Raw genomic sequence first — 12,859 nt, 5'->3', positions numbered from 1 at the left:
TACGCGCTACCATGCCGGCCCATGCAGACCAAGGCCGCGCCCCCCATCTCGTTCCTCCAGGGACGGAGCACCCTCGCCCTCATCGAGGCGTACTTCGAGCTCAACCACCTCAAGCAGCTCTACCGGCAGGGGTGGTTGCGCGTGGGCCTCTCCCGGGAGCGCTGCGAGAGTGTCGCCGAGCATTCATTTGGCGTGGCGCTGCTGGGCCTCTTCCTCGCCGACAGCTACTTCCCCGAGGCGGACGCCTCGAAGGTGGTGCGCATCGCGCTCCTGCATGACCTGGGCGAGGCCTACGTGGGAGACATCACGCCCCATGATCCCGTGAGCCGCGAGGAGAAACTCCAGCGTGAGCAGCAGGCCGTGGAGCGGATCCTCGCCAAACTGCCGCGCGGCGCCGAGTACCTCGCGCTGTGGCGGGAGTACGAGCACGGCACCTCCTTCGAGGCCCGGCTGGTGCGCCAGGTGGATCGGCTGGAGATGGGCTTGCAGGCCACCATCTACGAGCACCAGGGCGCGGGGGACCTGTCGCAGTTCTTCGCCTCGGTGCACAAGGCGCTGGAGACCCCCGAGCTGAAGGCCGTGCTCGCCGAGCTGGAGAAGCTGCGGCCCGGAGTCCAGGGCCACTGAAACCACGACGCCCGCCCGCCTGGCCTCCAGGAGCCTGACGGAGTGAATTTCAGGACGCCCGAGCCGGGCGCTATCCTGGGGACATGCCGGAGGGCGCAGCGAGAGACGAGGCCAGGACGGCACCCGCCGTCCCCGAAGCGGAGGCGCCACGAGCCGGAGAGCCGCTCCCCTCGGCCCTCACCCCGCGCGCGCTCGCGCTCGGCAGCCTCATCGGCGCGCTCATGTGCCTGTCCAACCTCTATCTGGGGTTGAAGACGAGCCTCTCCTTTCCCGCCGCCCTCATCGCCTGTGTCGTCGGGCTCGGCCTGCAACGGGCACTGCTGCGGCTGAGCGCCTCGCGCTTCGGCCCGCCCCTCAGCCTCCGCGAGACGAGCGCCATGCAGTCCGCCGCCTCCTCCGCGGGCTACTCCACCGGCGGCACCATCGTCACCGCCAGCGTGGCCTGGCTGCTGCTCTCCGGCCACCATCCTCCGCTGTGGGCGCTGTTGCTGTGGACGCTGCTCAGCTCCGCGCTCGGCGTCGTCCTCGCCCTGCCCATGCAGCGCGCCTTCATCCGCCACGAGCCCCTCCCCTTTCCCTCGGGCATGGCCGCGGCCTCGGTGGCGCGCTCGCTGCACGCCGGGGACTCCGCGGGCCGCCAGGGTGCGAGGGCCCTCGGCGTGGGAGCACTCGGGGCCGGTGTGTTCGCCTTCGCGCGCGATGGGCTCCAGCTGTTTCCCGCCGCCATCGCCCTACCAGGTGCCCTGCTCGGCGTACCGCTGTCGGAGCTGACCATCTCCATGGAGCTGATGCTCCTGCCGCTGGGTACCGGAGCCTTCGTGGGCCTGCGCACCGGGGCCTCGCTGCTGCTCGGCGCGCTCGTGTGTTACGGAGGACTCGCCCCCTGGCTGTACGGGCACGGGCTCCTGAAGGAGACGGGCTACTACGGCATCCTCGAGTGGAGCATGTGGCCCTGCGCCGCGATGGTGGCGGGCGCCTCCTTCACCCACCTGGCGCTCCAGCGGGGACTGCTGCGGCGCACGTTCGGCGCGCTGCTCGGTGCACGCCGGTCCCCGGGTGAATTGCCCGAGTCCACGGACGTGCCCCGCACGTGGTTCCTCGCCGGGGTGGTGCTGCTCTCCGTGGGACTCGCCACGCTGGGCGCGGTGGCCTTCGGCCTTCCCTTCCAGCTCGGTCTGCTGGGCGTGCTGCTCTCCTTCGCGCTCGCCGCGGTGGCGTGCCGCGCGACGGGCGAGACGGACATGACGCCCTCGGGAACCCTGGGACACGTGGCGCAGCTCGCCTTCGGCATCCTCATGCCGGGCAACACGCTGGCCAACACCGTGGCGGCGAGCCTCTCCGGCAACATCGCCGCCTCCAGCGCGGACCTGCTCACCGATGTGAAGGCGGGCACCCTGCTCGGCGCCGCTCCCCGGCAGACCTTCCTCGCCCAGCTCTGGGGCTGCGTCGTCGGCTCGGCCCTCATCGTCCCCGTCTTCTACCTGCTGGTGCCGGACGTCTCGGCCATCTCCGAGGAGCGCTTCCCCGCCCCCTCCGGCTTCATCGTGGCCGGCGTGGCGCGCGTGCTCTCCTCGGGCCTGGGAGGTCTGCCCGAGGTGTCGCGCTGGAGTGCCCTCGTGGGCGCGCTCCTGGGCGTGGGGCTCGTCCTCCTGGAGCGCTTCGCTCCCGAGCGCGCCCGGCGCTTCATCCCCTCTCCCACCGGTCTGGGCATCGCCTTCGTGCTGCCCGCCTCCACCTCCCTGTCCATCTTCCTGGGCTCGGTGGCCGCGGCGCTGCTGGCCCGCGCGAGGCCCACGCTCGCGGACGGAGTCACCGTGCCGTTGGCCTCGGGACTCATCGCGGGGGAGAGCCTCGTGAGCCTGGCCATCCTGCTCGTCCTCGGCGCGTCCTCCTGAGGATGAGGCAGCACGCCGGGCAGGCCAGCGGCCGGCGAGGCCAGGCAGCCCCGTGACTAGCTTTGGAGGCGAGGAGGAGTGACATGGAACGTTCGACCCGACGCATCCTCGCAGGGGCGGGAATAGGGATTCCGCTCGTGGCCCTGGGCGCCCGGCTATGGAGCAGCCAGGGCTTCACGCCCCGCATCCGGGATGCGCGGGGACGGCCCGTGTCCGAGGGCATCGCCTCGCTGGAGCAGGTGCGGCTCGGCGGCGTGGAGCAATGGCTGTTGATTCGCGGACGGAGCCTCCACAACCCGCTGCTGCTCTACCTGTCGGGAGGCCCCGGCACCTCCGAGATGGCCTGGGTGCGCCACTTCAACGCACCCCTGGAGGAGCACTTCACCGTCGTGCAGTGGGACCAGCGTGGCGCCGCCAAGTCCTACGCCGCCCGGAAGAACGGGGACGACCTCACCGTGGAGCAGTTCGTCTCCGATGCCAACGAGCTGCTCGAGCTGCTGACGACCCGCTTCTCCCAGCAGAAGGTGTTCATCGTGGGCCACTCGTGGGGCAGCATCCTCGGCGTGCTGCTGGCACAGCGCCGCCCCGAGCGCGTCCATGCGTTCGTGGGCACGGGCCAGCAGGTGAACTTCCTGGAGAACGACACCCTCTGCCACCTGCGCGCCTACGAGCTGGCGATGCGCTACGGGGACTACAAGGCCCTCGCGCGGCTGGCGCGCATCGGCCCGCCGCCCTACACCGGCCGGGACATGACCCAGCGGTACCTCACGTTGTACTCGCTCGCGGGCCGCCACGCCGGCCGCCGGGGACTGATGCCCGAGCTGCTCTCCTCGATGCTCACCGCGCCCGAGTACTCGCTGCGCGACAAGGTGCAATTCTTCCTCGGCCTGCGGGAGACGTTCCCGCGCGTGTACCCGCAGCTGGCCGGTCTGGACCTGGAGGCACAGGTGCCCCGGCTGGAGGTGCCCGTCTGGTTCCTGCTCGGGCGCGAGGACTACGTGACCCCCTCGGAGCTGGCCGTGCGCTACTTCGACAAGCTGGAGGCTCCGCGCAAGACGCTGCTCTGGTTCGAGCACTCCGGGCACTCTCCACCGTTCGAGGAGCCCGGCAGGTTCAACGACATCCTCACCCAGCAGGTGCGCGCCGTGGCCGAGGTGCGGCTCGAGGCCATGCTGCACTGAGACACGTTGGCTACTGCCCCCGGGCCGAGCGGCGCACCTCGTTCACCAGGCGGTGCGCATGGCGCGTCGTCTCGGGCTCGCGGTAGCGGGACGTCACCCGCAGCACCAGCTCGACCGCCGTGGGCAGGTCCATCATGTGCCCCGGCGAGACGTAGACGGGCAGCACGTTGGGGCGCGTGCGCACCGCCATGCCCACCACCTCGCCCCCATGGGTGATCTCCGCCATCGAGCCACGCTCGGCCCCCAGCGGTCCGTGTCCGCCGACCAGTAGAGACTTGGCACACCCGATGGAGGGCACGCCGAACAGCAGCCCGCCATGGCACGCCAGCCCGAAGCGCCGGGGGTGTGCCGTCCCCTGCCCGTCGAAGATGAGCACGTCCGGACGCACGTTCAGCCGGGCCCACGCCTCGGAGAGCACCGGCAGCTCCCGGAAGGACAACAGCCCCGGGACATAGGGGAAGCGCAGCTTCACCGCGACACTCACCTGGGCCACTGGCTCCAGCGTCCCCGCGTCCAACACCGCGAGGCCTCCGTACGCGGTGTCGTCACCACGGCTCATGGAGATGTCCGCGCCCGCCACCCGCTCCGCCTTCAACCCCGGGGGCGGACGCAATATCAGACGCTCGCGCAGCTCACGCTGCAGCGCCACCGCCTGTTTCGGTGAGAGGTTCCATCCATGCAGCGGTACCAGCTCCATCCACCCTCCGAGGCCGTGCAGGGCCGTCCTCGTGGAATGGGCCGCGCCAGCCGACCTCGGAGATTAGGTCACCCTGTCGCCCGGCACCAGTTTGCGTCCGCCCTCGGGCACGTGGGCCCTTGAAAAAGTAGAACTCGAGAAAGGCTCCGGCAACGGCGTCCGTGGCGTCACACCTCGACGAATCGAGTGCCGGTGATGCCCTCTGCCTCCATGGCCTGCTTGAGGTCCTCGGAGATGATGAGGGCCACCCGCCAGCCCCAGGGACGGAAGACACGGGCATCGCCCACCTTGGAAGGGTCAATGCGCATGCCGGACACGACCCGGTACTGCCCCAGTTTGTCGGGACGGTCATCCGCAGGCGTCCAGTACTCCACCCGTGTACTCCTGGCATCGTCGATACACCGGATGATGCGCAGCGCATTGAGAATGAAGTAGGGCGCGTCATGCCCCTCGACATGGGCGGGAATGAACTGCACATCCTTGACTTGCAGCCGCTCGAATAGCTGGACGACTCGTCCATGGAGCACGGGGATGGAAAACGCAGCCCAGCAGTAATCCAGCGGGAATCCTGGGACGTCGAGCGGGAAGCGAGGCACGCAACCCAACTCGAGCCATCTCCCCTCCTTGAACTGCCAGGGATCGATCTCCTGTCCTTGCTCATCCACAGGAGTTCCCAGATGCCAACGCGGCTGGGGGCGTCTGTCATCCATCAGATCGAAATACCGAACCATGCGCCTCGCCCCTCATCTCCAGCCTAAGCCATCGGAAGAAAGTCCGTGCAGGGGTCTCTCCTCGGCTTGAGAGCAGGAGGGACCCCTCCGGGCACGGTCTCGCCAAACTTGTCCAACAGTTGGACAAGTTCGTGAAGAGCGCGCCCGGGAGGCGGGCTGAACTCGAGGGAGTGACTTGCGTAGACGGCGCGGACAGACTCCCTGAAAGAACTTTGTTCCGCTGGCCTAGGTATTCGTTACCCATCGGTATAGCCGGGACCCGGGAGTGCAACGTCGGCAGGCACCGCCTCCGGGACCGTCGCACACGCGGGCAGGACAACGCCCAGCACCACCGACAGGCACACCAACGAGAATGCTCTCCTCATCACCTGGCGAGCATGCATGACTGTCCGGCGCCCCCACCAGCGAGCCGGGGGAGGTAGACTCCAGCGCCCCATCGGTCGCGGCCCCCTCCGCGCCCGGGCATGCAGGAGGACACCATGGCGGATGCGATGCGGCAGGAGCAGGCGGCGGAGTCCCACCCGGACACTTCCGCCCGGCCGGAGACGCTTCCGAGCGCCCAGCCCCCTACCACGCCCGAACCCCTGCGCGTCGGCGCTCCCTCCGTCTCCGCGGGAGGAGTGCCCGCGGTGGTATCCGCCATGAAGCACGCCTGGGGCGAGATGGGGCCGGTACGTGGCACCCAGACACTGCTGAAGGTGAACCAGACGCACGGCTTCGACTGCCCGGGCTGTGCATGGCCGGACCCGAAGCACCGCACCCCCTTCGAGTTCTGTGAGAACGGCGCCAAGGCCGTCGCCGAGGAGGCCACCACGGCGCGGGTGACTCCGGACTTCTTCCGCCAGTGGAGCCTGATGAACCTGGCCGCGCAGACAGACCACTGGCTCGGCAAGCAGGGCCGGCTCACCCACCCCATGGTGCTGCGCGAGGGGGCCTCGCACTACGCGTCCATCTCCTGGGACGAGGCCTTCACCCTCATCGCCGGGGAACTCAAGGCGCTCGGCTCGCCGGACGAGGCGTGCTTCTACACCTCGGGGCGCACCAGCAACGAGGCGGCCTTCCTCTACCAGCTCTTCGTGCGCCAGTTCGGCACCAACAACCTGCCGGACTGTTCCAACATGTGCCACGAATCGAGCGGCACCGCCCTGCTCGAAACCATCGGCATCGGCAAGGGCACGGTGACGCTGGAGGACTTCGAGAAGGCCCAGGTCATCGTCGTCATCGGGCAGAACCCGGGCACCAACCACCCGCGCATGCTCACGGCGCTCGAGGCCGCCAAACGCCAGGGCTGCCGCATCGTCAGCATCAATCCGCTTCCGGAGCCGGGCCTGCAACGCTTCAAGCACCCGCAGGCCATGCGCGGCATCCTCGGCTCGGGCACACCGCTCGCGGAGCTGTTCCTCCAGGTGCGCATCAACGGCGACGTGGCGCTGTTGCAGGGACTGGGCAAGGCGCTGCTGGCGCGCGAGGCGAAGCAGCCGGGCACGGTGGTCGCGCGGGAGTTCGTGGAGGGCAGGACGCTCGGCTTCGAGGCCTACGCGGCGCACCTGGACACCGTGTCCTGGGAAGACGTGGTGGAGCAGAGTGGCGTGGCTCGCGAGCAGATCGAGACCGCCGCCGAGTGGCTGGCGAGCACCGACCGCATCATCTGGTGCTGGGCCATGGGACTGACGCAGCACCGCAACGCGGTGGGCAACATCCAGGAGATCATCAACCTGACGCTGCTGCGCGGGAGCATCGGCAAGCCGGGAGCCGGAGTGTGCCCGGTGCGCGGCCACAGCAACGTGCAGGGCGACCGGACCATGGGCATCTGGGAGCGGCCCCGGCCGGCGTTCCTGGACGCGCTGTCCCGCGAGCTCGCCTTCGAGCCGCCGCGCCACCACGGGATGGATACGGTGGCCACCATCCAGGCGATGCGCGAGGGCCGCGTGAAGGTCTTCTTCGCCATGGGCGGCAACTTCCTGTCCGCGACGCCCGACACCGAGCGCACCGCCGAGGCCCTGCGCCGCACGCGGCTGACGGTGCACGTGTCCACCAAGTTGAACCGGGCGCACCTCGTCACCGGGAAGCGGGCGCTCATCCTGCCGTGCCTCGGCCGCACCGAGAGCGACGTGCAGTCCGGTGGGCCGCAGTTCGTCACAGTGGAGAACTCGATGGGCGTGGTGCACGCCTCACGGGGAACGCTGCCCCCCGCCTCGGAGCACCTGCTCAGCGAGCCCGCGCTCGTGTCGAAGCTGGCGCGAGCGGTGCTCGGCTCTCGCAGCTCGGTGCGGTGGGAGTGGCTGGTGGAGGACTACGACCGCGTCCGCGACCTCATCTCCCGGGTGGTTCCGGGCTTCGAGGACTTCAATCGCCGGGTACGCGAGCCGGGCGGCTTCGCCCTGCCCAACGGCCCGCGCGAGGGCCGCTTCACCACGCAGAGCGGCAAGGGGCACTTCACGGTGCACGAGATGTCACGGCTGAAGCTCGAGCCAGGGCAGCTCTTGATGATGACCATCCGCACGCACGACCAGTACAACACCACGGTGTACGGGTTGGACGACCGCTACCGGGGCATCCGCAACGGGCGGCGCGTGGTGATGCTGAACGCCGAGGACATGAAGCAGCTCGGTGTGGAGGCAGGGCAGGTGGTGGACCTCACCAGCCACTTCGAGGGCGTGCAGCGGGTGGCGCGGAAGTTCGTGGTGGTTCCGTACGACATCCCCCGGCGATGCGCGGCCACCTACTTCCCCGAGGCCAACGTGCTGGTGCCGCTCGACAGCTTCGCGGAGAAGAGCCGCACGCCGACGTCCAAGTCGGTCATCATCAGCCTCTCGCCCGCCGTGGACCTGCCCGCCCTGACGGCCTCCGTGCCCTGACGCGCTTCGCCCGGGGCTCAGCTGTTCTCCAGCACCCGCACCACCACGCCGGTGATGTTGTCGGTGCCTCCCCGGTCGTAGGCCTGGGAAACGAGCCGCTCGGCCATCTCCTGGGCCGAGCCCCCTTCCGCCAGCAGCGACACCATCAGCTCCGGCGGCACGGGCTCGTACAGGCCATCGCTGGCGAGCACCAGCACGTCCCCCGGCTGCACCGCCACGCGACAGCACTCGGGGTCCACGCTGGCCTCCATCCCCACCGCCCCCGTCAGGGAGTTGCGGTGCAGCATGGCGAAGGGGTTGCTCGTATCCAGCCCCGCCTCCTCCATCTCCGCGAGCACCGTGTGGTCCTTCGTGAGCCGCCGCAGCTCCCCTTCGCGCACCAGGAACGTACGGCTGTCCCCGAGGTTGCACACCACGACCTCTCCGTCCCTCAGCAGCACCGCGGTGATCGTCGAGGCCATCATCGACAACCGCCCGCTCTGACGCACGTGCACCTCATGGTGCGCCAGGCGCACGGCCCGGACGATGAGGCCCTCCGCCGTCCCTCCCGGCGTAGCGGGCTGCGGCTGGCCCTCCTGGGCGGTCAGGAAGTCGGCCACCGTGCTCAACACGAGCTGACTGGCCACCTCGCCCCCCTCGTGGCCTCCCAGACCATCCGCGACCGCGAAGAAGCCCAGCTCCGGCTTCTGGCAGTAGGAGTCCTCGTTGTTCGGCCGGCGGCCTATGTGCGTGGCCGCTCCGCTGTCGATTCGAGACATGGCGGACCCCGAAGGTGTCGAGAGAAACATGCGCATCCCTCGACGAGTCTCGACGGGTCCAGGCACCGGGCCAAGGAGATAACGCCTCCCTGGCCTCCCGCTCCCCGGGCGCGGGAGCCTCTCGCGCCCGCGTGCCTCACCGCGTCACGGCGCCGGAGCCACCGTGGGCTTCGGCTCGGCCTTCTGGCCCGGCTGCGCCTGCGGCTTCGCCTCGGCGGGCTTCGGCGCCTCGGGAAGCGCCAGCCGCGCGCCCGTGTCGCGCACGATGTGCCGGTACCAGGACTCCGGGTACTTCGGGTGGTTCACCCGGCCCTGCTCGTCGCGCACGTTGCCGTCGATGTACTTCACGAGCAGCTGCTCGCCCAGCTTGCGCCAGCGCGTGTGGACCTTGTCGCCCTGCCGCGTCGAGTACTCGGTGAGGTAGGTGCGCGCCTGCTCGGGCGAGCTCTTGTACAGCTCCAACGCGGCCTTCTCGATGTCGGCCTGGTCGGCGAGTAACTGGCCCTCCAGCTCGCCCTGCACCTTATGGACGTCGACGCTCACGTCGCTCCAGCGCGCGTAGGCCTGGTTGGACACCCAGTTGAACACCCAGAAGGACGAGTCCCAGGAGAACTGCCCACGGCTGGCCACGCCCGTGGCGAAGTTCCTCGGCGTGGTGCGGATGCCCGCGTACATGGGCGTGTACACGGTGGTGGAGGTGTCATCCACGCCGAACCAGAGCACGCCGCCGATGGGGCCCGGCATCCACGAGCGCATCTGCGCCACGAAGGAGAAGCCCGTCTGCTGCGTGGAGATGGCACGCTCGTGGAAGTACTTCTTCCCGTCCACCTCCCACGTCATCGGGCGCCAGCGGTAGGGCGCGGCGTACGGCCCGGCGCCCACGTCCTTCGTCATGTCCAGCGGCGTGCCATCGAAGTGGTCACGCATCAGCCCCATGACGTCCTGCACGGTGAGCTTCTTGTCCGGCTTCACCCACAGCGGCAGGCGCTTGTTGGGAGCCGAGCCATCCACGTAGTCCGCGCCCAGCCCGGCCGACGGCGCCGCGCGGCGGAAGATGCTCCACACGCGAGCCTCGGCGAAGCGCACGCTCTCGAAGTCCAGCGGGTGGTAGGTGTCCGCGAAGCTGAAGTCCTTGTCCGCCCCCTTGTACCAGCCCTTCTCGCGCGCGAAGGAGACGACGTCCGGCGAGTACACCGCGTTCTCCGCGTCATTCAGCGGGAACTGGCGGATGCGGGCCTGGTTGGCGTGCGCCGACAGGTAGCCCTCGGGCAGCCGGCGGGCCACCCACACCGCGCCCTTCTGGCCCGTGCCCTTGCCGATCATCTCGAGGAACCACACCTCCTTCGGATCGGCGATGGAGAAGGACTCGCCGGTGGAGGCGTAGCCGTACTCGGCGACCAGGTCCGTCATGACCTTGATGGCCTCGCGGGCCGTCTTCGCGCGCTCCAGGGCGGTGTAGATGAGCGAGCCGTAGTCGATGATACCGGCCGGGCCCTCCAGCTCCTTGCGGCCAGTGAAGGTGGACTCACTGATGGAGAGCTGGTGCTCGTTCATGTTGCCCACCACCGTGTAGGTGACGGGGGCATCCTTGATGCGGCCGAGGAACTTGCCCGTGTCCCACTCGACGATGTCGCGCATGGCGCCGGGCGCGTTGCGGCGCGCCGGGGTGTAATACAGCTCGCCGTACAGCTCGTGCGAGTCCGCGGCGTAGGTGATGAAGGAGGAGCCGTCAGCCGTGGCGCCCTTGTTGACCAGCAGGCTGGTGCAGGCGAGCGCGGCGGGCGCGGCCAGTCCCACCGAGACAGCCAGGGCCGGGAGGAACTTCGTAAGGGGTCGGATCATGGCGGCGGATGCTACCAGGGCTCTCCCGCATGCACCCCTTTCCGATTGCCGCATGCCCCTCGCCCACCGGGCAGGGAGCCGGGCGGCAGGTGCCCAGAACGCGGACACGGCCTAGCTTGGGAGAGGTCGGGTAGGGACATGCAACCTGAGCTTCCCACGGAAACACAGCCCCTTCGCGGGGATGAGCGGCGGCGCGAGGTGGCCCAGCGACGCGTCGAGGAACTGCGCGACGTCATCAACGCGCACGACTACCGCTATTACGTGCTCGACAGCCCCGAGGTCTCCGACGCCGAGTACGACGCGCTGATGCGCGAGCTGCGTCAGCTCGAGGCGGAGTTCCCCGAGCTCATCCTCCCGGAAAGCCCTACGCAGCGCGTCGGAGGCAGGCCCACGGAGCTGTTCGCCCCGGTGAAGCACCGGCTTCCGATGCGCTCGCTCGACAACGCCTTCTCCGGCGAGGAGCTCGCCGCGTGGGCAGCACGCGTGGAGCGGCGGCTCGGAGCCCGGACGGACTGCGTCTGCGAGCTGAAGATCGACGGGCTGGCCGTCTCGCTCACCTATGAGGACGGCGCCCTGGTGCGGGCGGCCACCCGGGGAGACGGGCTCGTGGGCGAGGACATCACCGCCAACGTCCGCACGATGCGCTCGGTCCCCATGCGCCTGCGCGGCACCGGACTCCCGCGCGTACTGGAGGTGCGGGGGGAAATCTATCTGCCCGTGAAGGCCTTCGAGCGGCTCAACGCGGAGCTGACGGCGCGGGGCGAGCGGCCCTTCGCCAATCCGCGCAACGGTGCCGCGGGCAGCATCCGGCAGAAGGATCCGGCGGTGACGGCCTCCCGGCCACTGCGGATGTGGTGCTACGCGCTGGGCTTCGCCGAGGGCGTCTCGCTCTCCCGGCACTCCGAGGCACTCGACTTCCTCAAGCGCACGGGGCTGCCGGTGAACCCGGAGCTGGAGCGGGTGCGCACGTTGAAGGAGGCGCAGGACTTCTGCGCGTACTGGCAGGAGCACCGCCACGACGTGGACTATGAGATCGACGGCGCGGTGGTGAAGGTGGACGCGCTGGAGCAGCAGCGGGAGCTCGGGGAGACGAGCCGGGCGCCGCGCTGGGCCATCGCCTTCAAGTTCCCGCCGGAGGAGCGGACCACGCTCGTGAAGAGCATCTCGGTGAACACGGGCCGGACGGGCAAGGTGACGCCCTTCGCCGTGCTGGAGCCGGTGCGGGTGAGCGGGGCCACGGTGACGTACGCCACGCTCCACAACGAGGAGGAGGTCCGCCGCCGGGACGTGCGCGAGGGAGACACCGTCATCGTCCGGCGGGCCGGCGAGGTCATCCCCGAGGTCGTCGGCCCCGTGCTGCCCAAGCGCCCACCGGACACGCGCCCGTGGCGCTTTCCGAAGAAGTGTCCCGCCTGCGGCACGAAGCTGGTGCGCGAGGAGGGCGAAGCCGACTGGCGCTGTCCCAACCGCGTGGGCTGCCCCTCCCAGGCCATCGAGTGGCTCTTCCACTTCGCCTCGCGCGGCGCCATGGACATCGAGCACCTCGGGTACGTCACCGGCATGCAGTTGCTGGAGCAGGGGCTGGTGAAGGACCCGGGTGACATCTTCTTCCTCACCGCCGAGCAACTCGGGCAACTGCCCAACACGGGCGAGAAGTCCGTGCGGAACCTGCTGTCCGCCATCGAGTCCGCGCGGCACCGGCCCCTCTGGCGGCTGCTCGTGGGCCTCAACATCCGGCACGTGGGCCCGTTCGCCGCCCGGCTGCTCACCCAGCGCTACCCCTCCCTGGACGCGCTGCGCCAGCTCTCACTCGACGAGCTCCAGGCCGTGCAGGGCATCGGCCCCAGGATCGCCCAAAGCCTCCACTCCTGGCTCCAGCAGCCGGAGAACACGAAGCTCCTCGAGAAGCTGCGCCGCGGCGGCGTCCAGCTCCAGGACGAGGCCCCCGCCACCGAGGCGCCCGCCGCGGGCCCGCTGTCCGGCAAGGCCGTGGTCATCACCGGCGAGCTGGAGACGATGAGCCGTGAGGAGGCCACGCAGGCCTCCGAGGCCGCTGGGGCCCGCGTCACCTCCAGCGTGTCGAAGAGCACCGCCTTCGTGGTCGTCGGCGCGCGCCCGGGCACCAAGTACGACAAGGCCCAGGCCCTCGGCATCGAGACCGTGGACGAGCAGGAGTTCCTCCGACGCCTGGGCAGGCCTCGCCCGCTGCACTGAAGGAAGAGGCCCCTCCGGGCGCGCTCGTCACCAACTTGTCCAACAATCGGATCAGT

Annotated in this window: 9 protein-coding genes; 5 read left to right on the top strand and 4 right to left on the bottom strand. The window is 69.7% G+C overall.

The annotated features are described in order from the left end of the window. The first annotated feature begins 21 nt into the window (after window positions 1-21). From BO221_RS40450 to BO221_RS40440, 3 genes are all read left to right on the top strand, one after another. The gene (locus tag BO221_RS40450) at window positions 22-627 is read left to right on the top strand and encodes an HD family hydrolase (protein WP_073566245.1); all 606 of its coding nucleotides are present in this window, start codon (window positions 22-24) and stop codon (window positions 625-627) included. 83 nt (window positions 628-710) lie between these two features. Further along, window positions 711-2,522 (top strand): OPT family oligopeptide transporter, encoded by a 1,812-nt coding sequence (locus BO221_RS40445; protein ID WP_073566244.1) that lies wholly within the window; start codon window positions 711-713, stop codon window positions 2,520-2,522. Window positions 2,523-2,605: 83 nt separating this feature from the next. After that, window positions 2,606-3,703, top strand: coding sequence for an alpha/beta fold hydrolase (locus BO221_RS40440; RefSeq protein WP_073566243.1), 1,098 nt, complete (start codon window positions 2,606-2,608; stop codon window positions 3,701-3,703). A gap of 10 nt (window positions 3,704-3,713) precedes the next feature. Here BO221_RS40440 and BO221_RS40435 read toward each other — a convergent pair whose 3' ends face one another. After that, on the bottom strand, window positions 3,714-4,400 hold the full coding sequence (locus BO221_RS40435; RefSeq protein WP_073566242.1) for an endonuclease V: 687 nt from the start codon (window positions 4,398-4,400) through the stop codon (window positions 3,714-3,716). A gap of 167 nt (window positions 4,401-4,567) precedes the next feature. Then, window positions 4,568-5,065, bottom strand: coding sequence for an imm11 family protein (locus tag BO221_RS40430; protein WP_083682187.1), 498 nt, complete (start codon window positions 5,063-5,065; stop codon window positions 4,568-4,570). Window positions 5,066-5,622: 557 nt separating this feature from the next. On the opposite strand from BO221_RS40430, the gene BO221_RS40425 reads away from it, so the two are divergent. Beyond that, a complete protein-coding gene (locus BO221_RS40425; RefSeq protein ID WP_143195975.1) occupies window positions 5,623-7,989 on the top strand; it encodes an FdhF/YdeP family oxidoreductase in 2,367 nt (788 codons plus the stop codon). Between the two features lie 17 nt (window positions 7,990-8,006). Here the strand turns inward: BO221_RS40425 and BO221_RS40420 are convergent, their stop codons facing one another. Next, window positions 8,007-8,747 (bottom strand): PP2C family serine/threonine-protein phosphatase, encoded by a 741-nt coding sequence (locus tag BO221_RS40420; RefSeq protein WP_073566240.1) that lies wholly within the window; start codon window positions 8,745-8,747, stop codon window positions 8,007-8,009. A 144-nt stretch (window positions 8,748-8,891) separates the two neighbouring features. Further along, a complete protein-coding gene (locus tag BO221_RS40415; RefSeq protein ID WP_073566239.1) occupies window positions 8,892-10,589 on the bottom strand; it encodes a dipeptidase in 1,698 nt (565 codons plus the stop codon). Between the two features lie 138 nt (window positions 10,590-10,727). Between BO221_RS40415 and ligA the strand changes: the two genes are divergently transcribed. After that, entirely contained in the window at window positions 10,728-12,803 is a 2,076-nt protein-coding gene (gene ligA / locus BO221_RS40410; RefSeq protein ID WP_083682183.1) for an NAD-dependent DNA ligase LigA, read from the top strand. Window positions 12,804-12,859 lie beyond the last annotated feature (56 nt).

This window comes from Archangium sp. Cb G35 (genome assembly GCF_001896145.1).
Taxonomy (GTDB): domain Bacteria; phylum Myxococcota; class Myxococcia; order Myxococcales; family Myxococcaceae; genus Archangium; species Archangium violaceum.
Note: the sequence above shows the minus strand (reverse complement) of the source record. Positions and strands in the feature narration are given on the sequence as shown.